This is a genomic window from Streptomyces sp. NPDC020801 (genome assembly GCF_044334385.1).
Lineage (GTDB): Bacteria > Actinomycetota > Actinomycetes > Streptomycetales > Streptomycetaceae > Streptomyces.
Genome location: NZ_JBIRST010000026.1, coordinates 1 through 23020, shown reverse-complemented (window position 1 = coordinate 23020; position 23020 = coordinate 1). Strand labels below are relative to the sequence as shown.

The 23020-nt window shown below is 70.1% G+C and carries 14 protein-coding genes and 1 pseudogene; 4 read left to right on the top strand and 11 right to left on the bottom strand.

Going from position 1 to position 23020, the window contains the following annotated elements; translation table 11 throughout:
- Positions 1–11 precede the first annotated feature (11 nt).
- Genes ACH4UM_RS35520 through ACH4UM_RS35505 form a run of 4 tightly spaced genes read right to left on the bottom strand, consistent with a single transcriptional unit; the run spans position 12 to position 4597 of the window.
- A complete protein-coding gene (locus ACH4UM_RS35520; protein WP_398188876.1) occupies positions 12–1376 on the bottom strand; it encodes a GH1 family beta-glucosidase in 1365 nt (454 codons plus the stop codon).
- A gap of 32 nt (positions 1377–1408) precedes the next feature.
- Positions 1409–2248 carry a carbohydrate ABC transporter permease gene (locus ACH4UM_RS35515; protein ID WP_398188873.1) on the bottom strand — a complete coding sequence of 280 codons (840 nt, stop codon included), beginning with the start codon at positions 2246–2248 and terminating at the stop codon, positions 1409–1411.
- 16 nt (positions 2249–2264) lie between these two features.
- On the bottom strand, positions 2265–3266 hold the full coding sequence (locus ACH4UM_RS35510; RefSeq protein ID WP_398188730.1) for a carbohydrate ABC transporter permease: 1002 nt from the start codon (positions 3264–3266) through the stop codon (positions 2265–2267).
- Positions 3267–3280: 14 nt separating this feature from the next.
- Positions 3281–4597: an ABC transporter substrate-binding protein gene (locus ACH4UM_RS35505; RefSeq protein ID WP_398188727.1), complete on the bottom strand. Its 1317-nt coding sequence runs from the start codon at positions 4595–4597 to the stop codon at positions 3281–3283.
- A 479-nt stretch (positions 4598–5076) separates the two neighbouring features.
- Here ACH4UM_RS35505 and ACH4UM_RS35500 point away from each other — a divergent pair, with 479 nt between their 5' ends.
- Positions 5077–6927: a coagulation factor 5/8 type domain-containing protein gene (locus tag ACH4UM_RS35500; RefSeq protein ID WP_398188724.1), complete on the top strand. Its 1851-nt coding sequence runs from the start codon at positions 5077–5079 to the stop codon at positions 6925–6927.
- 63 nt (positions 6928–6990) lie between these two features.
- On the opposite strand, the gene fusA is transcribed toward ACH4UM_RS35500, so the two are convergent.
- Both fusA and ACH4UM_RS35490 read right to left on the bottom strand, forming a co-directional pair.
- On the bottom strand, positions 6991–9111 hold the full coding sequence (gene fusA, locus ACH4UM_RS35495) for an elongation factor G (protein WP_398188721.1): 2121 nt from the start codon (positions 9109–9111) through the stop codon (positions 6991–6993).
- A 665-nt stretch (positions 9112–9776) separates the two neighbouring features.
- On the bottom strand, positions 9777–12764 hold the full coding sequence (locus ACH4UM_RS35490) for a SpoIIE family protein phosphatase (protein WP_398188718.1): 2988 nt from the start codon (positions 12762–12764) through the stop codon (positions 9777–9779).
- A 401-nt stretch (positions 12765–13165) separates the two neighbouring features.
- Here ACH4UM_RS35490 and ACH4UM_RS35485 point away from each other — a divergent pair, with 401 nt between their 5' ends.
- On the top strand, positions 13166–13702 hold the full coding sequence (locus tag ACH4UM_RS35485; protein WP_398188715.1) for a phospholipase D-like domain-containing protein: 537 nt from the start codon (positions 13166–13168) through the stop codon (positions 13700–13702).
- Positions 13703–13897: 195 nt separating this feature from the next.
- On the opposite strand, the gene ACH4UM_RS35480 is transcribed toward ACH4UM_RS35485, so the two are convergent.
- The 3 genes from ACH4UM_RS35480 to ACH4UM_RS35470 form a co-directional block, all read right to left on the bottom strand.
- On the bottom strand, positions 13898–14239 hold the full coding sequence (locus ACH4UM_RS35480; RefSeq protein ID WP_398188712.1) for a TetR family transcriptional regulator: 342 nt from the start codon (positions 14237–14239) through the stop codon (positions 13898–13900).
- 81 nt (positions 14240–14320) lie between these two features.
- Positions 14321–15601: a phosphatase PAP2 family protein gene (locus tag ACH4UM_RS35475; protein WP_398188709.1), complete on the bottom strand. Its 1281-nt coding sequence runs from the start codon at positions 15599–15601 to the stop codon at positions 14321–14323.
- Between the two features lie 662 nt (positions 15602–16263).
- Positions 16264–19185 (bottom strand): AfsR/SARP family transcriptional regulator, encoded by a 2922-nt coding sequence (locus ACH4UM_RS35470; protein ID WP_398188706.1) that lies wholly within the window; start codon positions 19183–19185, stop codon positions 16264–16266.
- Positions 19186–19676: 491 nt separating this feature from the next.
- Between ACH4UM_RS35470 and ACH4UM_RS35465 the strand changes: the two genes are divergently transcribed.
- Both ACH4UM_RS35465 and ACH4UM_RS35460 read left to right on the top strand, forming a co-directional pair.
- A complete protein-coding gene (locus ACH4UM_RS35465; protein ID WP_398188703.1) occupies positions 19677–20198 on the top strand; it encodes a hypothetical protein in 522 nt (173 codons plus the stop codon).
- Positions 20199–20635: 437 nt separating this feature from the next.
- A pseudogene (locus ACH4UM_RS35460) lies at positions 20636–21256 on the top strand (transposase); the annotation flags it as partial.
- 378 nt (positions 21257–21634) lie between these two features.
- Here the strand turns inward: ACH4UM_RS35460 and ACH4UM_RS35455 are convergent.
- Positions 21635–21940 carry a DUF429 domain-containing protein gene (locus tag ACH4UM_RS35455; protein ID WP_398188700.1) on the bottom strand — a complete coding sequence of 102 codons (306 nt, stop codon included), beginning with the start codon at positions 21938–21940 and terminating at the stop codon, positions 21635–21637.
- Positions 21941–22162: 222 nt separating this feature from the next.
- The gene (locus ACH4UM_RS35450; protein ID WP_398188870.1) at positions 22163–22918 is read right to left on the bottom strand and encodes an SAM-dependent methyltransferase; all 756 of its coding nucleotides are present in this window, start codon (positions 22916–22918) and stop codon (positions 22163–22165) included.
- Positions 22919–23020: the final 102 nt, after the last annotated feature.

The following is a 23020-nucleotide window of genomic DNA, read 5'->3' as shown; positions in this document are numbered from 1 at the left end:
GGCGCCCGGTCTCAAGCTGCCCTGCGCCCCCTCCCCCGGTGCGCGCGCACGATCCCCGCGTACCGGTGCCCGCTGCCCTTGATCGTCCGCTCCTGGGTCCAGTAGTCGACGTGGACAAGGCCGAAGCGCTTGGCATAGCCGTAGGCCCACTCGAAGTTGTCCAGGAGCGACCAGGCGAAGTAGCCCGCCAGCGGGGCGCCCTTGCGGGCGGCGGAGGCGCAGGCGGCGAGGTGCTCGACCAGGTAGTCCTGGCGTTCGGGGTCGTCGATCGTGCCGTCGGGCCGGACCACGTCCGCAAAGGCGGAGCCGTTCTCGGTGACGTGGATCTTGCGGGCGCCGTACTCGTGGGTGAGGCGGAGCAGCAGCGTTTCCATGCCACTTGCGTCGATCTCCCAGTCCATGCCGGTGCGCGGGACGCCCGGGCGGCGGACGGTGCGCACGCGGGGGGCCGGACCGGTGGGGTCGTCGGCGACCGCGGCCGGGAAGTAGTAGTTCAGGCCGAGCCAGTCCAGGGGGGTGGCGATCGTGCCCGGGTCACCAGGTTGCTCGGGGAGGTCCACGCCGTAGACCTCGCGCATGTCCGCGGGGAAGCCGCGGCCGTGGACCGGGTCCAGCCACCAGCGGTTGACGTGGCCGTCGTGGCGGTGGGCGGCCGCCTCGTCCTCGGGGCGGCCGGTGGCGGGGAAGACGGTCGAGAGGTTGTTGACGATGCCGATCTCGGCGCGGGGGCTCGCGGCGCGGATCGCCTGGGCTGCCAGGCCGTGGCCCAGGAGCAGGTGGTAGGAGGCGCGGACCGCGGAGCTCAGGTCGGTGAGGCCGGGGGCCATCCTGCCCTCGAGGTGGCCGATCCAGGCCGAGCAGGAGGGCTCGTTGAGGGTCGCCCAGTGTGTGACGCGGTCACCGAGGCGTTCGGCCACGACCGACGCGTAGGAGGCGAAGTGCTCGGCGGTGGCGCGTTCGGGCCAGCCGCCGCGGTCCTGGAGGACCTGTGGGAGGTCCCAGTGGTAGAGGGTGACGGACGGGGTGATGCCGGCTTCCAGCAGGCCGTCGATCAACTCGTCGTAGAAGGCGAGGCCCCTGGGGTTGACCGGGCCGTCGCCCTCCGGCCGCACGCGCGGCCAGGCGATCGACAACCGGTAGGCGTTCGCGCCCAGTTGACGCATCAGGGCGATGTCCTCGCGCCAGCGGTGGTAGTGGTCGCAGGCGATGTCGCCGTGGTCGTTGTTGTCGATCTTTCCGGGGGTGTGGGAGAAGGTGTCCCAGATCGACGGTGAACGGCCGTCCTCGGCGACGGCTCCCTCGATCTGGTACGCCGAGGTGGCCGTACCCCACAGGAAGTCGTCCGGGAGCGCGGCGAGGTCGATGGCGTCGGGCACGGAAGTCCTCTCGGAAAGGATGGTGTCGGCGGTCACTTCACCGCTCCCGCGGTGAGCCCTGCGACGAGGTAGCGCTGCAGCAGCAGGAAGCCGGCGACCACGGGCACGCTCACGACGAGGGAGGCGGCCATGATCTGGTTCCAGTACACGTCGTTCTGTGTGGAGTAGCCCTGCAGGCCGACGGCGAGGGTGCGGGTGGTGTCGTTGGTCATCACGGAGGCGAAGAGCACCTCGCCCCAGGCGGTCATGAAGGCGTAGACGGCGACGGCGACGATGCCGGGGATCGCGGCCGGCACCACGACGCGCAGCAGCGCGCCGAGCGGGCCGCAGCCGTCCACCAGGGCCGCCTCGTCCAGGTCGCGCGGCACGGAGTCGAAGTAGCCGATCAGCATCCAGATGGAGAAGGGGAGGGAGAAGGTGAGGTAGGTCAGGATCAGGCCGCCGCGGGAGCCGAACAGGGCGATGCCGGTGGCGTTGCCGATGTTGACGTAGAGGAGGAACAGCGGGAGCAGGAACAGGATGCCCGGGAACATCTGCGTGGACAGGACGGTGACCGTGAAGACGCGTCTGCCGCGGAACGTGTAGCGGCTGACCGCGTACGCCGCGAAGACCGCGATCACCACCGAGCAGACCGTGGCGGCGCCCGCCACCACGAGGGAGTTCACGAAGTACTCGGCGAGCGGGACCGTCGACCAGATGTCGATGTACGGGCGGACGGTCAGGTCGCTGGGCAGCCAGCGGAACTTGCCCGTGACGTCCGCGAGCGGCTTCAGCGAGCTGGAGACCATGACGTAGACCGGCACCAGGACGAAGCCGGTCAGCAGGGTGAGGAAGATCCGCCGGGACCAGAGGAAGGAGCGTGGCGGCGCCATCGGGGACCGGTGGGAGTCATGCATCGGCGGACCTCCGGCCACGTGAGGTGAGCGCCAGGTACGCGCCGGTGACGAGAAGCAGGAACAGCAGCAGGAGGACCGACATGGCGGAGCCGGTGCCGAAGTTCCAGGTGACGAAGGACGCCTGGTAGATGTGCACGGAGATGAGGTCCGCGGCCTCGGGGGCGGCCTTGCCGAACAGCACGTACGGCGTGTTGAAGTCGTTGAACGTCCACAGGAACAGCACCAGGACCAGCACCTGGTTGACGGGGCGCAGCGACGGCAGGGTGATGCGGCGGATCTGCTGCCACATGCCGGCGCCGTCCAGCGCGGCCGCCTCGTACAGCTCGCGCGGGATGTTCTGCAGGCCCGCCATGACGATGAGGAAGGCGAACGGCCAGCCCTTCCACACCGACACGGTCAGCAGCGCGGCGAAGCTGTTGTCGCCGATGAGCCAGAAGGACGGCTTGCCGGTGAGGTGCAGCTGGTCGTGCAGGACGTGGTTCACCAGGCCGTTGTCGTGCTGGAACATGAACACCCAGGTGATGACGGCCGCGTAGACCGGCAGCGCGTACGGCACCAGGAAGAGCGCCCTGAGCAGGCCGCGGCCTCGGAAGGTGTCCTGCATGCAGATCGCGGCCACGGTGCCGGTCAGCCAGCACAGGCCGACCGACAGCAGGGTGAATCCGACGGTGACGAGGAAGGAGTGGAGCAGCGCCTCGCCCACGGGGGCGTCGAAGTCCACCGACATGCGGTAGTTGCCGAAGCCGGACCAGGGGGCGGTGCCCCAGTCCCGGATGTAGAACTGGGTGAGCTCCTTGAAGCTCATCACGATGCCGATCACCATCGGCACCAGATGGACCAGGAGTTCGAGGAGCAGGGCGGGCAGGAGCAGCAGGTACGGCAGCCCGGCGCGGCGGATCCGCCCGGACCGGCGGCGCGGGCCGCGCGCCGCCGCACCGGGAGAACCGCCGGGCACCGCCCCCCTGCCGGCCTGCTCGCAGGCGGTGGTCGTCATGACGGTGTCCGCGCTCACTTCGCCGGCATCTGCTGCTGGGCCTTGAGCAGCTTGGCCTTCACCGAGTCCGTGGTGACCGCGCGGCCGGCGGCGGCGTCGGCGAAGAGTTCCTTGACGGCCGTGCCGACCGTCGTCTCGAACTGGGACTCGTCGGCGACCTGCGGCAGCGCTGCCGCGCTCGTGGCGAGGGTGTTCTTCAGGACGGTGTTCGCTGGGGTGCTGAACACGGGGTCCGACTGGGCGGACTTGACCGACGGGATGCAGCTGTAGGCCTTGTTGAGGATCTTCTGCTCGTCGTCACCGGTCAGGAACTTCACGAACTTCGTCGCGCCGTCGAGGTTGTGGGTGTTCCTGAAGACGGCCAGGTTGATGCCGGCGACCATGGAGTTGACCCGGGTGCCGGCGCCGGGCGTGCCGGACTGCACGGGGACCGGGGCGACACCGTAGGCGTCCGCGCTCATGCCCTGGGAGGCGAGGTTGGCGGAGGCCGACTGCCACAGCAGCATCGCCGTACGGCCCTGGGCGAAGTCGCTCACCGACTGGTTCTGCGCGTACTCGGCGTCGCCCGCCGGGATGACCTTGTCCTTGGCCATCAGGTCGACGTACTGCTTGACCGCCGTGACCGCGCCGTCGTTCGTGAAGTCGGGCTTGCCGTCGGCGGTGTAGAAGCCGGCACCGTGCTGCCTGGCGAAGACGAAGACGTGGTGGATGTTCTCCGAGACGTTGGAGCCCTCGGCGCCCAGCACCTGCTTGCCCTTCGCCTGGATCCTCTTCCCGTCGGCGACCAGCTCGGCCCAGGTCGCCGGGGGCTTGGCGATCCCCGCGTCGGCGAAGATCTTCTTGTTGTAGTAGAGGCCGTACGCCATCGAGTAGAGGGGTATCGCGGCCGGGTCCTTGCCCGGTGCGCCCGTCGAGCCGAGGGCGGACTCGACGAAACGGTCCCTGCCGCCGATCCTGGCGAAGTTCTTCGCGTCCCACGGCAGCAGGGCTCCGGTGGCCTGCAGGGAGGCGCTCCAGCTGTTGCCGATGTTGAGGACGTCGGGGCCCTGGCCGGAGGTGGTCGCGGTCAGGATCCGGTTGAGCAGGTCCGTCCAGGGGACGACCTCCAGCTTCACCTTGATGCCCGTCTGCTTCTGGAACTTGTCGAGCTCGGGCTGGAGGACCTTCTTGTCGATCTCGATGCTGGCGCCTTGGTTGGAGGCCCAGTAAGTGAGCGACTCGGGCGAGTCGCTGGACCCGCCGCCCGTCGACGAACCGCCTCCGCAGGCCGAGGCGGCAAGGGCGAGAGACATGGTGACGGCGCCTACGGCCGCGGCTCGGATGCTGCGCATGGCTCCTGGTGTCCCTTTCCGGGAGTCGAGAAGCCCGAGAACGCCTGCGGACGCCGACCGTCGGGACCCTCCACCCGTTCGACTTCCGAAGCACCTCAGGACTTAATTTAGGACGTGAGTTAAACCTCCCGGGGAGGGCCCGTCAAGGGATGCGGCAGGAGTGAATCGGCGGCCGCCCGCCGCAGGGAGCCGGCGATCGGCTGTATACGGCGGCCGGCCGACCGGTGACCTGCGGCGGGAGCGCCCGGCAGGCGCCATGGACGCTGTGCAACGGTTGGGTCTCGGCAGGTCCGCGCCGGCACCCGCCCGCCTCTCCAGTCCATCGCCCGGCATGCGCGGTTGATTGACGGCCCGTCAGCGGCTCGGCACAAGTCTGGTCACAACTCTTGACGCTTCGTTCACAGGGATGAAGCATTCACCGGCGAGAGAGCGCTCTCGAACCCCACTCCGTTCATCTCTTGAACCAGGAGAGCCGCCCCATGCCCCCTGTCTCCCCAGATTCCCCGGCACCCGCCATGGGTCGCCGGGCCGTCCTCGGCGCCGCCGCGGCGGCCGCTCCCCTGCTGGCGGGGCTGTCCGCGACGCCGGCGTCCGCCGCACGCGGAGCCGCCGCACGCGGAGCCGCCGCACGCGGGGTCGCGCCCGACGCCCCGCCGGGCACCGGGCACCGCAGGCCCCGCGCCCTGCCCGGCGGCGGCGACCTCGGGCCCAACGTCCTCGTCTTCGACCCGTCCACGCCCGGAATCCAGGCGAAGCTGGACGACGTCTTCAGCCGGCAGGAGTCGGCCCAGTTCGGCACCGGCCGTTACGCCCTGCTGTTCAGACCCGGCGCGTACCACGGCCTGAACGCCCAGATCGGCTTCTACACCTCCGTCGCGGGCCTCGGCCTCTCCCCCGACGACACGACCATCAACGGGGACGTCACGGTGGACGCGGGCTGGTTCAACGGCAACGCCACCCAGAACTTCTGGCGTTCGGCGGAGAACCTCGCCCTCGTCCCGGCCGGCGGCACCAACCGCTGGGCCGTCGCACAGGCGGCGCCGTTTCGCCGTATGCATGTACGCGGCGGCCTCGACCTCGCCCCGTCCGGCTACGGTTGGGCCAGTGGCGGCTACATCGCCGACAGCCGGATCGAGGGCCGGGTCGGCCCGTACTCGCAGCAGCAGTGGTACACCCGCGACAGCGCGATCGGCAGCTGGCTCAACGGCGTGTGGAACATGGTCTTCTCCGGCGTCGAGGGCGCCCCCGCGCAGAGCTTCCCGAACCCGCCGTACACGACGCTCGCCACGACCCCCGTCTCCCGGGAGAAGCCCTTCCTGTACGTCAGCGGGAGCCAATTCCGTGTGTTCCTGCCGGAGAAACGGACCAACGCCCGTGGCGTGACCTGGGGCAACGGCACCCCGCGAGGCACCTCCCTTCCGCTGTCCCGGTTCTACGTCGCGAAGCCGGGCGTGAGCGCGGCGACCCTCAACCAGGCCCTGGCCCAGGGACTTCACCTCCTGCTGACCCCGGGGATCTACCACGTGGACCGGCCGATCCTGGTGAACCGGCCGAACACCGTGGTCCTGGGCCTGGGGTACGCGACCCTGGTCCCGGAGGGCGGCGTGACGGTGATGAAGGTCTCCGACGTCGACGGCGTACGGCTCGCCGGTTTCCTCATCGACGCCGGGCCCGTCAACTCCGCGACCCTGCTGGAGGTCGGCCCGAACGGCGCGTCGAAGGACCACTCGGCCAACCCGACCACCGTGCAGGACGTGTTCGTGCGCATCGGCGGCGCGGGGGCCGGCAAGGCCACCACCAGCATGGTGATCAACAGCCGACACACCATCGTCGACCACACCTGGGTCTGGCGCGCCGACCACGGCACGGGCGTCGGCTGGGACACCAACCGGGCCGACTACGGCATCGTCGTGAACGGCGACGACGTACTGGCCACCGGCCTGTTCGTGGAGCACTTCAACAAGTACGACGTCCAGTGGTACGGCCAGCGCGGCCGCACCGTCTTCTTCCAGAACGAGAAGGCCTACGACGCACCGAACCAGGCGGCGATCCAGAACGGTTCGGTCAAGGGCTACGCCGCCTACAAGGTCGGCGACGACGTCACCGCCCACGAGGGCTGGGGCCTGGGCAGCTACTGCTACTACAACGTCGACCCGACGATCGTGCAGCACCACGGCTTCGCGGCGCCCGACCGGCCGGGGGTGAGGTTCCACGACCTGCTGGTGGTGTCGCTGGGCGGCAACGGGCAGTACGAGCACGTCGTCAACGAGACGGGGGCGCCGACGGCGGGGACGTCGACGACGCCGTCGACGGTGGTGTCGTACCCCTGACGCAGCGGTGCCGGCGGGACGGCCGGTCCCTCCCCGGTGTGCGGGGAAGGACCGGCCTGCGGGTCACCGAGCCGGAGTCCCGGTCGGACCGGTCCGACCGGTCGAGCCGGTCGGACCGGTCGAGCCCGTCGGGCCCGGGGCGGGGGCGTAGCCCGCCGGGCGCGCCGTGAAGGTGCCCCGGCCCTGGGTCCGGCCGCGCAGGCGGGTCGCGTAGCCGAAGAGCTCGGCCAGCGGGACGGTGGCGGTGACCACCGCCGTACCCGCGCGGCCGGCCTGTCCCGACACCCGGCCGCGCCGTGCGGCCAGGTCGCCGAGGACGGCGCCGACGGCATCCTCGGGCGCGGTCACCGTGACCTCTGCGACCGGTTCCAGAAGGCGCATGGCGCAGGCACGCAGTGCCTGGCGCAGGCCGAGGCGCCCCGCCGTGCGGAAGGCCGGCTCCGAGGAGTCCTTCGGATGGGTGGCCCCGTCGGTGAGCGTGACCCGCAGCCCGGTCACCGGATGCCCGCCGAGCGGTCCCTCGGCCAGGGCGTCGCGGCAGCCCGCCTCGACCGCACGGACGTACTCCTGCGGAACGCGCCCGCCGACGACGGCCGACCGGAAGACGAAGCCGTCCCCGGCGGCACCGCCGGCGGGTTCGACGTCCAGCACGAGGTGCGCGAACTGCCCGGCGCCCCCGTCCTGTTTGACGTGCCGGAAGACGACGCCCGACACCCCGCGGGCGACCGTCTCGCGGAGGGCCACCCGCGGCCGGCCGACATTGACGTCGAGCCCGTGGGCCCGCCGTAGCTTCTCCACGGCGACCTCCAGGTGCAGCTCACCCATGCCGGACAGCACCGTCTGACCGGTCTCGGTGTCGGTCCGCACGACCAGCGAGGGGTCCTCCTCGGTCAGCCGCGCGAGCGCGGACGCCAGCCGGCCGGTGTCCGTGCTCCTGCGGACCTCGACGGCCACGGAGACGACGGGCTCGGCGACGCCGGGCGGCTCGAGGACGAGCGGGGCACCGGGATCGCACAGGGTCGCTCCCGCGCGGGCGGACTTCAGCCCGGCCACGGCGACGATGTCCCCGGCGAGCGCACGCTCGAGCGGCGTCTGCCGGTCGGCCTGCACGCGCAGGATCCGCCCGATGCGCTCGGTGCGCCCCGCGGTCGCGTCCCACACGGTGTCTCCTTTCTCGATCGTGCCCGAGTACACGCGCAGGTGGGTCAGCCGCCCGGTGGCGGTGGCGTTCACCTTGAACGCCAGTGCCGCGAGCGGAGCTTGCGGATCGGCCGCGCGTTCCTGCGCGGCACCGTCGTGCGTACCGCATACGGCGGGTACGTCGAGCGGCGACGGCAGGTAGGCCACGACGGCGTCGAGCAACGGCTCGATACCGCGGTTGCGGTAGGCGGACCCGCACAGCACGACGACGCCGTCGCCGGCGCGGGTCACCTCGCGCAGGGCGGAGCCGAGGGTGGCCGCGGTGAGCGTCCGCCGTTCGCAGAACTCCTCCAGCGCGGCCGGATGCCGTTCGGCGACCGCCTCTTCGAGCAGCCGGCGCCGCCGCGCGGCCTCCTCGCGCAGCCCGTCCGGCACGGGTCCGACCTCGACGGCGTCACAGCCCTCGGGCCAGACCAGCGCGCGCATGCGCACCAGGTCCACGACTCCGGTGAAGCCGTTCTCGGCCCCGATGGGCAACTGCACGACCAGCGGCGCCGGATGCAGCCGCTCCCGGATCGACGCCACGGCGGCGTCGAGGTCCGCCCCGGCCCGGTCCATCTTGTTGACGAACGCTATCCGCGGCACCCCGTGCCGGTCCGCCTGCCGCCACACCGACTCGCTCTGCGGCTCCACGCCCGCCACGGCGTCGAACACGGCCACCGCCCCGTCGAGCACCCGCAACGACCGCTCCACCTCGTCGGCGAAGTCGACGTGTCCCGGGGTGTCGATCAGGTTGATCCGATGCCCGTCCCAGGCGCAGCTCACGGCCGCGGCGAAGATCGTGATCCCACGGTCGCGTTCCTGCGGGTCGAAGTCGGTGACGGTGGTGCCGTCGTGCACTTCGCCCCGCTTGTGGGTGGTGCCGGTGGCGTACAGGATCCGCTCGGTGACGGTGGTCTTGCCGGCGTCGACGTGGGCGAGGATGCCGAGGTTGCGGGTGGTGGTGAGGGCGTCGGAATGGATGACGTCCGGGTTGGTGCGCACGGCCCATGGCCTTTCGGATGATCGGTGATCAGGAAAAGGGCGGCGCGATTCCCGTGTGAGGACGCAGTCGACCCGACCGGCCCACGGGCGGGCGGTGGGGGAAGAGGACCGGGTCAGATACTCGTCACGGGCATCCGGTACCGGCCGCGCAGCGGGCACCGGACGGACCAGGACACCAGGATCACCTCGGACCGCGACGGGGGAACGACGACGTCGGTGCGGTTGCGCACGTCGGGCTCCCCTCGGATGTCATGGCGGCGCGCGGCCGGTTGAGGGCGGCGCGCGATGTCGTGGGAAGTGTACGAAGGGACGGACCGGCAGGGCACCACATTTTCCTTCGGCTCCCCGAACCTGTTCCAACCCGTTCCGACGTGGCGCGGTACGACGCGGAGGGGGAGGATGCGGCGTACAGCGAATCGGCGCCGCACGGACGCGCAGGTCCTCGGCGAGGGCTCCCTGGGCGTCAACGGCCGTCCCACCGAATTACCGTGCCACTACGGCCACGCCGTCGCGCACAGCGAGTCGGGGGCGCTTTCTTGCGCGGCGGCGGTGGAGCCGTTCCCGGTGGACGACCACGATGCCGGGGGCCGGCGGTCCCGGCAGGCATACCGGCGCCGCGCCCATGGAGTTCGGGTCCCGCCGCCGGCCCCCCTGCTCCAGGGGTTCTAGGCCGGGAGCCGGACGGATCCGTCCGAGCCGTCGGGAGGCAGTGGCTGCTCGGTCCAGATGACCTTGCCGTCGGCCGTGTAGCGCGTACCCCATCGTTCTGCGAGCTGGGCCACGAGGAAGAGGCCGCGTCCGCCCTCGTCCGTCGTGCGGGCCCGCCGCAGGCGCGGGGACGTGCTGCTGCCGTCCGTCACCTCGCAGATCAGCGTGTGATCGCGGATCAGCTGCAGCCGGATGGGGGCACCGCCGTACCGGATGGCGTTGGTGACCAGCTCGCTGACGATCAGCTCGGTGGTGGGCACCTGCTCGACGAGATCCCACTTCTTGAGGTGTTCGGTGACTGCCGCGCGAACCCGCGGGACTTCGGCCGGATCGGCCGACACGTCCCAGTGCACCGTCCGTTCGGCGTCGAGGGCACGGGTCCGGGCGACGAGCAGGGCGATGTCATCGCCTGGGTGGGCGGGGAGCATGGCGTCCAGGACGGCCCCGCAGGTCTCCTCCGGCGAATCGGCGAACGGCCGGGTGGCGGCGAGTGTGCGGCGCAGCAGACCGAGTCCGGCGTCGAGGTCCTGGCCGCGTTGCTCGATGAGCCCATCGGTGTAGAGAACGATCCGGCTGCCCTCGGGCACCTCGATCTCATGGGGCTCGAAGGGCAGTCCGCCGAGACCCAGCGGCGGGCCGGCGGGCACGTCGACGAAGTCGACGGTGCCGTCGGGCAGCACGAGTGCGGGCGGGGGGTGGCCGGCCCGGGCGAACGTGCAGCGCCGGGACACCGGGTCGTACACCGCGTACAGGCAGGTGGCACCCACGATCCCGTCGCTTCCGCCACTGTCGGCGTCCAGGCGGCCGACCAGGTCGTCGAGGTGGGTGAGGAGCTCCTCGGGCGGCAGGTCGAGGGCGGAGAAGTTGTGCACGGCGGTGCGCAGCCGGCCCATGGTGGTGGCCGCGTGCACGCCATGGCCGACGACGTCACCCACGACGAGAGCCACCCGGCTTCCGGACAGCGGGATGATGTCGAACCAGTCGCCGCCCACCCCGGCCTGCGCGGGCAGGTAGCGGTGCGCGACCTCGACGGCGTCCTGAACGGGCAGGCCCCGTGGGAGGAGGCTGCGCTGCACCGCCAGGGCCATGGTGTGCTCGCGGGTGAAACGGCGGGCGTTGTCGATGCAGACCGCGGCCCGGCCGACCAGCTCGCCGGCGAGCCACAGGTCGTCGTCCTCGAAGGGGCCGAAGTGCTCGGCACGGTAGAAGCTGACCACACCGAGGATGACCCCGCGGGCCCGCATCGGCACGGTGATCAGGGAATGGACTCCGGACTCGAGGACCTTCCGGCTGCGCCCCGGGTCGTTGGCCATCCAGTCGGCGGCCCGGCTCAGCTCCGGCTCCAGCACGGGACTCCCGGTCTCCAGGCAGCGCGCCTGCGGTGAGGCGGCGAGCCAGCTGACCTTCTGGCCGACGGGGTAGAGATGCGAGCCCTCGCGTACCGCCCCGAGCGCCACCCGCCGCAGCCCTTCGCCGATATCGACGGGTTCCTCGCCGCGCAGCACCGAGTCGGGCAGGTCGACGGCGACGAAGTCGGCGAACCGCGGCACCACCGTCTCCACGAGCTCCTCTGCCGTACGGGTCACGTCGAGGGTCCGGCCGATGGCCGCGCTGGCGTCGTACAGCAGTTCCAGGCGCTTCCGGGCCAACAGGGCGAGCCTGCCGACTCCCGGCTCGCCCAGGAGCAGCAGCCCCGCATGGGTGTGGGGGACCTCCGCCGGAGCCGTCGGTGCGGCGGTCGCGGCGTCCGCCGTCAGGACGGCCTGGCCCCGGTCCACTGCGGGGCCCTGGCCGGGCGCCTGCCCGGGCTCCGGCGCCGGTGGCTGCGCTCTGCCCTGGACCTCTGCCCGGGCCTGATGCTTCTCGATGAGTGCCGTCGGACGCGCTGTGGCCGCCGTCGCCGCGGCGCGATGCCGAGGGGCCGCGGCCGCTGCCGACGGCGGCGTCGTCGCCTCGGTCACCAGCCTGCTCGCACGGGAGGGCTCGGGTCCTGAGGGCGCTGGTATACGGCACTGCGGACCGGCGGCGATGGCGGCTTCCACGACGATCCCCGTCTCGCCGGAGGCCGCACACACCTCGCGGCAGACCAGCACCGCGGTCCGGCCGCCGGACAGAGTCACCTCGGTGGCCACCTGGTGCGGGGAGGCGATCAGCTCTTGGGCCCTCTCCCGGAGGACGGCCTGGTCGATGGGGTTGATCAGGCCCGCGGCCGGTGCCGCCCCGGGCAGGGGTTCCCCGAGCGGTCCGACGGGTTCTCCGGCGGCCCGCCGGGTGCGGAGGAACTCGGCGAGCAGTTCACGCTCGCGCTGCGAGGACTGTTCGAGCAGCCGCTGCTCGATCTCGTCGGCGGCCTGTTGCACGAGGGGCAGCATCACCGGATCCGAATGCCGCCGGAAGCAGGTGAGATCCAGGACCCCCTCGACGCGGCCGCTGAGCGGATCACGGACGGGGGCGCCGGCGCAGGCGAGCAGTTGCATGCAGTCCGCGAAGTGCTCACGGCCCAGAACATAGACGGGGCGACGCTCGGCCAGCGCGGTACCGACGGCGTTGGTGCCCGCGCTGGACTCGGGGAAGCCGAAGCCCTGGACGATCTGGGCCGCGTCCAGGTGCCTGTTCAACTCCGCATCGCCGGCCCGGCGCGACAGCACGCGCGCCTGTGCGTCCGTGAGGATCACACTCACCGGCGGTCCGTCCAGCGCGGCCTCCAGCCGGTCGAGGACCGGGGATGCGGCGGCCAGCAGCCGTCCGTCCAGGTCGAGGTTCTGCTCACAGGTGAGGAAGAGCTGGTCGGGGACGAGCCCCAGCGACTTGCAGCGCTGCCAGGACGTCAGGATCGGGGTCCTGACGATTCCGCCCACGTCTTCGACCCGCTCACCTGCCATGAACCGCTCGTAGACATCGACGAGGCCGCCGCTCTCATCCCAGCCGACCGTCAACTGGATCACTCCCTCCCCGTACGGACGTACGAGATCAGCTCCAGTATGCAGGATTATCGGATATGCATTGCTTTTTCTTGACAATTACGACATTCAACTTGTTTGCCCGCCCACCTCGGCCGCCAGGCGGGCCCGCACAGGGGCGCGCGGGAGGACGCGCGGGGGGCGCGCGGAGGCGCCCCAAGAAGCGTCCACCCACCTGCGGGCCTCGGACGGGCACCACACACCAAGTCCTTGCCATTTCAACGGCCCAGTGCGCACCCCCTCCCACCTGCACGGAAGCCCACTTGCCCGCGCTCGCGACGCATATGTCACGCCAAGCTCACCGCACTCCCCCTCCCCAGCGTTCTACGCGCGTGGTGTCATGCCCCGCTCACCCCACGTGAGCGTCGACTGACTAGGAGCCACGCATGTTGTGGAAGGTCCTCGGCCGTGCCGGTGTCGCCCTGGCGGCCGGTGCCGCCGTGTTCGCCACCGCCGTCCCCGCGAACGCCGCGAGCTACTCGGCGTTCGCCTTCTCGCAGAGCGGCAGCCGGCCCACCATCTACGACTTCATCAACTCGGCCACGGCCTCACTCGACACGACCATGTACGAGCTGGAGGACACCACGGCCGTCAACGACCTCATAGCCCTGAAGAACAAGGGCGTCACCGTCCGGGTCGTCCTGAATGCGGCTGCCTCGGCCTCGTTCGACAGGATGAGTTTGACTGCTCGAAGCAGTACCGGCCGGGGAGAGCCACGGCCTCGGTGTCCGTCGGCGGGACGCCGACGTTCCAAGGCGCCGCCTCGATCTTCACTCGCGCCACGTGGAATCCGTCGCCGTGCAGCCGGTCCACCCACTCCCGGGCCGTCGCCAGCTGCTCCGCCGGGGTTCCCCGCCCCTGGCACGTCAGCATGGGCTGGTCCGGCGTACGGCCCCGGTCCAGCACGATGCGGGTGTATTTGAAGCCATGGTGTGCCGCCCAACGGCGTATCGCCTCGTCGCCGTCTTCCCCGTCTGCACGATCCGCAGGGTTTGCACGATCTCCGCCGTCTCCGCCCGTTTCCGGCCGGAGGGTCATATGGGTCCCGAAGTCACCCTCGAACCGCCGCACCGGACAGTCGCCGCCCAGCTCTGTGTTCACGGCCCGGACCGTACCGTTCACCTCTGACAACGACGGGCACAGGCCGCACGCTCCGCGGGCGGGCAATCGCCGCCTCCAACCCCAACCAGCCTGTCACTCGGCCGAGTTGGAAAGGGCACCCGAGAGGCAACCCTCCCGGAGCCGTCGGCCGGCGCGCTCAGCTCAGCGCTCCATCGCCCCCTACGGCCGGTGAAGTAGTAGTTCACCGGGGTGGGGTCCACGTCGGCGGCCTGCGCCACGGCCCGCAACGAGGTCCCGCTGTAGCCGTGCTCGGCGAAGGACTTGCGCGCCGCCGCCAGGATGCGGTCCGACTGCGCGCCACGTTCCCCCCGCGGTCCCCTTCCTGCCCGTGCCACCATCTCCCGCCGTTCTCCTTGCCCGTAGCGGACTCACCCGATTGCCCGCCGGCAAAGTTTCAGCATACGCTGAAACTCGCAGACTCAAACGAATTCGGTTTGCGGTTCCGGTCGCCGCACTGGTACGGCTTTCGGTTCCCACAGTTTGGTTGTCCGTACGTAGCCGTGGACCACTGCGGTCATCGCCGCGATGAGAAGCGGTCCGAACACCCACGGATGCTCGGCCATCTCCACCGGCAGATAGCGATATGAAACCAAGAGCGCAGCGAAGACCGTTGCGCCGAAGGTGACCAGCTGGATTCCCGACCGATCCCAGCCATATGCGAGTGAGCGCAGCGCTGCCTCGATCGTGAGCGCAAACACCACACCGGCAACGAGATCCGCACCGTAGTGGTAGCCGAATCCCAGTGTTGCGGTCAGCGTCGCAATCAGCCAGAACGCGCCTGCGAAGCGCAGAGTCCATGGACCCTTGCGGGAATGAACGAAGATCGCGGTAGCCCACGCCGTGTGCAGGCTGGGCATGCAGTTGCGTGGGGTGATCTCGTCGAACGGCATCTGGTGCGGGGTGGTGACCGGCGGCGTGTTCGGCCACAGGTTGGCCACCGCCCAGTGCCCGCCGTCGGCGCCGTAGGCGAAGACCGGTCCGACCACGGGGAAGATCATGTAGATGCCCGGCCCGAGGAGGCCGATGACCAGAAAGGTGCGCACCAGATGATGGCCCGGGAAGCGGCGCTCGACCGCCACGTTGCGCAGTTGGTACATCGCGACGATTACCGCGGCCACCGCAAGCTGAACGTACACGTAGTCGAGAACATGGGCGCCGATCGGGCCGGTGGCCGTGACGATCCGGCCTGCCAGCCACGACGGATTGCCCAGCGCGCGATCGGCGGTGGCCACGTACTGGTCGAGCACCGCCGGGCGGGTCTTCGAGGTGATGAGTAGCCAGGTATCCCCGACCTTGCGGCCGGCCACCAGCAGCAGGCCCAGCCCGACACCCTTCAGCAGCAGGACACGTTCCCGGCCCGTGCGGCGCGTGACGGCGATGACCGCATGGCCCAGAATCACCCACAACGCGCCGTTGCCGAAGGGGTGCCCGTCGGTCACCTCGGCTCCGGCCGCCCAACGCACCAGCAAGAAGGCGACGTCGATACCGATCGCTGCGGCAGCCGCGACGAACCGTTGCCGCCAGGTGAGCACCACCATCATCAACGCCATACTGGCGTACAACAGGAAGCCCGATTTAGGCGGGAATATCACCTCTCGCACCTGGTTGGTGATCGGTCCCGGCAGGCCGTAGCGACGCGCGGAGATCTCCAGCGCGACGAGGAATCCGAGGGCCACCACACCCGCCATGGCCCACAGCATCGCCCGCCGCCGAGGCCACGCGGCGAATTCGATTCTGCAGAATATTCGCGAAAACACCCGCGATGCTATAGGTATCAATGGTTGGCCAATTTCCGGTTGAGAGACGGGCGATGATGGTGCTCATCGTAAGTTCGATCATGCTACCGGAGCGGTGCAGGTGGATTTGGCTGTTCGCGAATGATGCGAAGGTCGCCCGATCCTGGCCCGACGGCCCGGCGTTCCGGGAATGACCATGAAACCCTCGACGCCCGGCGGGCATCAGGGCGTCGAGGGCGCCAACGTCCAGTTGTGCGGCGCGCACCGCCCGAGGTCGGGGAGCGCGTCCTTGAGGCCCGCCGACGTGCAGACCGGGTCAGTACCGAGTCTCAATGAGGCGGCTCTCTGCGTCCGGCTCGGGCATCGTGGGGACCCGCTCCGCGATCCCGAGCGCGATCCGGTGCGCCGACCAGGGGGCCTCGCGCTTTCACGAGGTGGCCTGTCCGAGAGTTGATCAAAACGCGGAAGGTGCCTCTGACCTGCAACGATAGGACTTGCTGGGGCCCTGTTCACTCCGAGGAGAGAAGCACTTCCCAGGTGAAGAAGCGTATCGGGTCCTATCCCCGTGTCCGTGTCGAGGGCGGCTCACCCCTCGCACTGCTTGCGCATGCGCAGCGTCAGTCAGGTCACGGCGACGATGGTCGCGCTGGGGATTTCGTCTGGTTCATGTCGCCAATCGTCTGCCATAACCGCTGCGCCCGCCCGCGGTGTTCGTGCGCCAGGTGGTGGACGCCGGCGGCGGCGTCCAGGTCGCCGATCAGTTGCCAGCACGTGGCCTCGTCCTGACGGTCGCCGTGCCGGTGGAACAGGTCCGCCGCGCGTTCCAACGCCGGGCTCGCCCGGTCCCGGTCGTGCTGACCGGCGTACACGCGGCCGACTTCCAGCAGCGTGTACGCGGCGCACCGCTCGTCGGACAGTTCCTCGAAGGTGGCGAGCGCCTGCCACAGGCAGCGCAGCGCCTCGTCCGGATCACCGCGCCGATCGTGCAGCCGGCTGAACCGGCGCAGCACGACCGCCACCCGATGCCCGTCGTCGAGCGCCCTGGCCTGGCGCAGGGCCTCGGCGAACCAGGACTCCGCCTCGTCGAGTTTGCCCTGCATGAGCCGCATCACGGCCATCGAGCAGGACAGTTGCGCTTCGAGGTGCCGGTCGCCCTGGCCAACGGCGATGGCCAGCGCCCGCTCGACACGTTCGGCGGCTTCGTCGTCACGGCCCTGTACCCGGCTGACCGTGCTCAGCATCGCCATCGACAACGCCTCTCCGCGCTTGTCCGCGCCGTCTTGGCACAGCCCGACAGAGGACTCCAGTGCACGGGTCGCCCGGTCGAACTCGTCGCGGTAGATGTGCAGCTGTCCAAGTCCGCGCAGCAGCACCGATGCGCCGCGCATGTTGCCGGCGGCCTCGGCCGCGTCCAGTGCGAGCCGGTGCCCGTGCTGCCAGTCCTGATACAGGCACCGGTGGTCGTAGTAGGTCGCGGGGCTGGCCGCCAGCTCCCAGGCCAGCTCGTCCAGTCCCCAGTCCACGGCCAGTTTCACCGCGCCGAGCAGGGTGTCGCGTTCCGCGTCGAACCAGCCGAGCGGGTCGGCCATCAGCCGGTCGACGACCGAGTCGGGCAGCGACCGGCGCGGTGTCGAACCGGGCGCGGCGGCCAGCAGTCCGGCCGGCAGCCGATCGGTGCCGCGCCCGGCCAGATCGAGCCAGGTGGACAGCACCCGGATGATCGCGTCCCTCTTGTCCGCCGTTGGCAGCGGGGCGGCGACCTCCACGGCACAGGTCCTGATCAGGTCGTGCAGCCGGTAGCGCGGCTGGCCGATGGCGTCGGTGGCGGTGAGCCGCACGAGACTGGCGTCGACGAGGGTGTCCAGCACCTCCTCGGCGTCCGGCCGGTCCAGCAGCGGGCCGACCACCCAGCCGGGCAGGGTGTAGGCGCCGAGCAGACCCAGCAGGCTCAGCGCGCGCACCGCGTCGGCGGGCAGCAGCCGCAAGCTCAGTTCGACGCTGGCTCGCACGCTGAGATCCCCGATCCTCAGCTCGGCCAGCCGCCGGGACTCGTCCTCGATCCGTTCCCGCAGCACCCGCAGCGACCAGGCCGGGCGGCCGGTGAGCTTGGCGCCGGCGATCCGAATCGCCAGCGGCAGGTTGCCGCAGCAGTCGAGGATCGCGTCGGCCTCCGCCGGTTCCCGCTCGGCCCGCCGCCGCCCGACGATGCCGGTGAACAACTCCCGTGCCTCTGCCGGGCTCAGCACGTCCAGGTCGATGTGCCGGGCGCCGGGAAGTTGCGTCAGCAGAGTGCGGCTGGTGATCAAGACGGCACAGCCGTCGGCCCCGGGCAACAACGGCAGCACTTGATCGGCGTGACCGGCATCGTCCAGCACCACCAGCATCCGGCGGTCCGCCAACAACGACCGGTAGAGCGCGGCCCGTTCAGACAGGCCGTTCGGGATCGCGCTGCCGGCGATCGAGAGCGCGCGCAGCGCCTCGGCCAGCATCAGCGCCGGGTCCCGCGGCTCGTCCGATGTGGCGGCGAGGTTGAGGTAGAGCTGGCCGTCGGGGAAGGTGGCGCTCGCCAGACGCGCGGCGTGCGTCACCAGGCAGGACTTGCCGACACCGGGACCGCCCACGATGACGGCCACCGGGGCCCGGTTCGCCGCCGACCCGTCGAGCAGTCCAGCGATCTCGGCCAGTGCCTCCGCCCGGCCCACGAAGTCGGGTACGTCGAGCGGCAGTTGACGCACCGGCATCGCCATAGCCGGCCCGGTGGCCGCCGCGTCAGCACTTTCCGGTGGTATGTCCGAGGGACCGCTTGCCGGGAGCGGAGCCGCCAGGGCGGGATCGGCGGTCAGGATGCGCTGGTGCAGTGCCTGGAGCGGCGGGGTGGGATCGACGCCGAGTTCGTCGGCCAGTGTCCGGCGCAGCCGCTCGTACACCTGCAGCGCCTCGCCTTGTCGCCGACACCGGTAGAGAGCGACCATCAAGTGTTCGGCGACGTGCTCGTCGTAGGGGTGCTCGCGCAGCAGGGCGGTCAGCTCCTCGATGATCTCCCGATGACGCCCCAGGTCGAGTTCGATGCTCAGGCACTGTTTGTGCGTGGCCGCGCGCTTCTCGTTCAGCCGTGCCGCATCGAGCTCCAGGACCCGGCTGGAGATGTCGACCAGCGCGTTACCGCGCCAGCAGGCCAGCGCCCGCCGCAACGCGGCAGCTTTCTCGAACGGGGCCGTGTGCCGTTCGGCGAGGTGCCCCTCGTGGTCAAACTGCAGCAGGTCGAGCTGATCCGGGGACAGGTGGATCTGGTAGCCACCACGCTGCGTGCTGATCAAGGAGCCGGGCGCTCCGCAGGCGACGAGGTTGCGGCGCAGCCCGGAGACAGCGTCCTGGACCTGACGGACCGCAGTGGCAGGCGCTTTCCCGTCCCACATCACGGCCAAGAGCCGTTCCATGGAGACGATGTTGTTGGCGTCGATCAGAAGTGCGGCCAGCATCTTGGCCTGCCGCGGTCCGTCGAACCGGACCTCGCGTCCGGTGATCTGGGCGTGTAACGGCCCCAGCACGCCGAATCTCATGTCCCCCCCGCCACGTGACGATCAGCGCCGATCCCCCGGCTGACCTCGCACTAGGACGAATCTAGGACGGCCGACGGACGCGTGTCCATATCGTCGCCGTAGCGGGGCTCGCCGAAGGCCAGTAGGCGGGCAATGCGTGCGGAGCGTGCCTTCGGATTCCGCGCTTGAGGCGACCAGGGGAGGTAGCCAGGCCCAAGTGATGAGCAGCCCAAGCGAACGGGAGTGACCGCTGCGTATCTGCGTGGATCCAGGTGTCTCGATACCGCCTGCCTCAAGCCGAGCCCGCGTACGCACGGTTACCGGCCACTACGGCGCGGTCTACAAAACAGACACCAGATTCGCGTCGGTCTCTATTCCTCTCCAACCCTTTACTGAAAGGATTTCAGATGAAACCCGGCACAGCTTCCAACGTAGGTTCGACCCCCGCCAGCTCGTTCGCAAGCCCGCCTGGATGGCGAAGGTTCAAGAAGAAACTCTCCATGGCGCTTGCGGCCGCGGCTCTGGTCACCGGAGCAGGGCTGCTGGGCGCGGCGCCGGCGCAGGCACAGGCTGCGTCTTGCGGCTCCGACCGGGTAATGGCCAGCGTCCCGACGACCCTGAAGACCACCACGGGCGGCACGCTTGGCGTGTTGTACCTCGGTTACATCCCCAGCTGCCGCATGATGTACGCCGAAGTGCACTGGAGTGATGATTCCATCACCAACTCCGGCCCCGGCTCCATCTGGATCGAAGACGCCAATCACAAGCAGCCTGGCAAGAAGTACTACAGCAGCCCCTACCAGCAAATCAGCGGAGACTTCTGGACCTCCGACCTGGTTCCGATCGACGGCCCCGGCTACAGCTACTCGATGCCGCACGTGTATCTGTCCTGGGCACATGGCGTGTTGCATTTTCCGCCATTCGTGTACCCCAAGTGCCTGACCAACCACGATTTCCACGGCAACTACCACAACTTCGGCAGTGGGTACAGCGACAGCAGCCACCCGTCTGAACGCTGCTGAGCTGGTCGGCCGGCACCTCGGCCGGGTTGGTTCACACCCGGGCAGTCCGAGAGCCTCTCCGACGTAGCCAAGCCCGCAGGCCGCGGTCGGGTCGCTTCGGGGCCGACTCGGCTCGACGGCGCCCCCGGCGGACCGGGGACGGCGCGGCCTGCGGCACCACCGGCGTGCCGTGCCACTCGAACGCTCGGGCCACGGGCTCGTCCGTCGGCTCGGACGGCCCTGGCAGCGGTCCTCCGTTCGGCCCGGACACCCCCGCCACCGCCCCGGTCTTCGGCTCGGGCGCCCGTACTCCGGTCGGCTCTTCGCCGAGCGCCGGCCGCCCGTGCCGTCGGCTCCGTGCCTCGCGTGACGGTTCGGGCCATGGGCGGCATGGGCCGTGCGGCCGCACGCGGGGTCGGTGCGATGCGGCGGGCGGGTGGGCGTGGGGCCGGTGCGCGGGACCAGTGGCCTCCGACCCGACGGTCTCCCGCCTGGTCGACACCCTCGCCGCCGCCGGGTCGAAGGCTCTGTCCGCGATACGGGCCGCGCGGGCCGAAGCCCGCGAGCCTGTCTGGAACGTGGCCAAGACCGCGGCTCCGGATGCCGCGGGGCAGGTGATCGTGGACCTGGACGGGGTGCTCGTGCTGGCCCACTCCGAGAAGCAGGACGCCACCGCGACCTGGAAGAAGACCTTCGGACACCATCCTCTGATGGGGATCGTCGACCACGGAAGTGGCGGCAGCGGTGAGCCGGTGGCCGGTCTGCTCAGGCCGGGCAACGCAGGCAGCGATACCGACGCCGACCACATCACCACGGCTCAACTCGCCCTGGCCCAGCTGCCGAAGAAGTACCGGCGCGGGCACCAGACGCTGATCCGTACCGACTCCGGTGGCGGCACCCACGAGTTCGTCGCCTGGCTCGCCCAGCGAGGGCGGTGGCCGTCGTATTCGGTCGGCATGCCCATCACCGGCGCCATACACCGGGCCGTGCTCAAGGTTCCGACCGCCGCATGGACGGTGGCCGTCGAGCCGGGCGGCGAGATCCGCGACGGCGCCTGGATCGCCGAACTGTCCGGCGGCTGACTGAAGGGCTGGCCGAAGGGAATGCGGCTGATCATCCGCAAGGAACGCCCAGATCGTCACCACTGCCCGCCGCCGGCACCTGAGGTACGCACGCCACTGGCCCTGGACCGACGTGATAACGGACGCCCTGGCACGGCTCGAAGCCATCCCGAACCCCGGCTGACCAGTACGTTCCCGTCCCTGCGAGCAGCACCACCCCCGCCAGGCCCGTGGAACCCGGTGCCCACCCGACGCGACAGCCGGGCCATCAGCGAGCCCACCACCGATCCGAACAACCGAAACGGCCCGCCGAAAGAACCGACGGACCGTCACGAGAGATCGAGGCTAGAAGTCTCGGTGCCAGCGCCCAGGCCTGCCGGCTCAGCCGACTCCCAGTCAGCTCCTGACACCGGTTTGAGGCCGCCGCACAATCAGGTTCCTGCCATGCCGTTCTCGCGGCGCGATCAGGAAAACGCTGCTGCGCCGCACCCCGAGCAGCGCCCTGGCCGCGGGATCAGCGGCACGCCAGCCCTTCTCGACAAGCCCCAGCGGCATGTCCACAGCGATCGCCTCCACGGCACCCGCACGCTCGATCAGCGCATCGAGGGACACTGCCACCAGGCTCTCCGCGTACGCGCCGTCCGTGAGCCGGATCCCCACCCACCCCTGCTTAGCGCAGGCGTCGATCCCCAGGACATCCATCTCACCCCCACACCAACTCGAGGAACCGAGAAGCAAGAGCACCTGCGCTGCCGGCAACGGAGGGTACGGGTACGGCAGCCGTGACAGGTCGACCGTGCTGACAGGACCGTCCACCCGACGGACGGCCGCAGCCGCTCCCACTCGGCATCGGGCAGGTCACCCCGCCCCATGCCCACACCAACGACACAGGCACAGGGCGGCCACATGGCCGCCGGACGAATCCTAGGGTTTCCTGGCCAGCCCGGCGGCGATGAGACGCTCCCAGACGGTGAGTTCCCGTTCGCCGCTGCTGTTCCACGGGCTGTCAACGACGTCAGGACGCCAAAGGGACGCGGGGACGATCCCGGGGTCGAGGATCTCCAGGCCGTCCAGCAGGGATTCGATCTCCTCGTCGCTGCGCCACCGGCCGCGGCCGAAGGTCTGCTGCAGGACTCCCTCGGCCTCCGCTGTCTCCGGGTTGTTGCCGGACCGGAAGTGGCTGACGAAGAAGTAGCTCCCGGAGGGCACGTGGTCGCGCCAGTAGCGGACGATCCCAGCCGGGTCTTCCTCGTCGTTGACGTGGTGGAGGATGGCGCTGAACATGACGGCGACGGGGCGATCGAAGTCGATCAGTTTGAGGGTGTCCGGGTGGGTACGGACGTCTTCGGGGTTGCGTACATCGGCCGGAACGACCCGGGTCTGCTCGTTTTCGTCCAACAGCGCACGGCCGTGGACCAGCACTTGGGGGTCGATGTCGACATACACGACCCGGGACTCCGGAGCGTGCCGTTGCGCGACCTGGTGGACGTTGTCGGCGGTCGGAAGACCACTGCCGAGGTCGATGAACTGCCGTACGTCGGTGGTCGTCGCGATCTCCCTGACCGCCCGGGTCAGGGCTGCGCGGTTGGCGAAGGCGATTGCTACCGAGCCGGGAAGGTCGCGTTTGAACACGTCGCCGATCTCCCGGTCCACGGCGTAGTTGTCCTTGCCGCCGAGCAGGTAGTCGGAGGCTGTTTACTCCTTTGTGTAAGAGGTGATCTTGCTGGGTGCTGGTCGGGCCCCGGCTGACACCAGGAATGTGACGCACAGTGAGTGACCTGA

Coding starts and splice junctions, on each gene's coding strand:
- ACH4UM_RS35515 (WP_398188873.1), bottom strand. CDS start 2,248: ATGGCGCCGCCACGCTCCTTCCTCTGGTCCCGGCGGATCTTCCTCACC.
- ACH4UM_RS35510 (WP_398188730.1), bottom strand. CDS start 3,266: ATGACGACCACCGCCTGCGAGCAGGCCGGCAGGGGGGCGGTGCCCGGC.
- ACH4UM_RS35505 (WP_398188727.1), bottom strand. CDS start 4,597: ATGCGCAGCATCCGAGCCGCGGCCGTAGGCGCCGTCACCATGTCTCTC.
- ACH4UM_RS35500 (WP_398188724.1), top strand. CDS start 5,077: ATGCCCCCTGTCTCCCCAGATTCCCCGGCACCCGCCATGGGTCGCCGG.
- ACH4UM_RS35485 (WP_398188715.1), top strand. CDS start 13,166: ATGTTGTGGAAGGTCCTCGGCCGTGCCGGTGTCGCCCTGGCGGCCGGT.
- ACH4UM_RS35480 (WP_398188712.1), bottom strand. CDS start 14,239: ATGGTGGCACGGGCAGGAAGGGGACCGCGGGGGGAACGTGGCGCGCAG.
- ACH4UM_RS35475 (WP_398188709.1), bottom strand. CDS start 15,601: ATGCTGTGGGCCATGGCGGGTGTGGTGGCCCTCGGATTCCTCGTCGCG.
- ACH4UM_RS35465 (WP_398188703.1), top strand. CDS start 19,677: ATGGCGCTTGCGGCCGCGGCTCTGGTCACCGGAGCAGGGCTGCTGGGC.
- ACH4UM_RS35455 (WP_398188700.1), bottom strand. CDS start 21,940: ATGGATGTCCTGGGGATCGACGCCTGCGCTAAGCAGGGGTGGGTGGGG.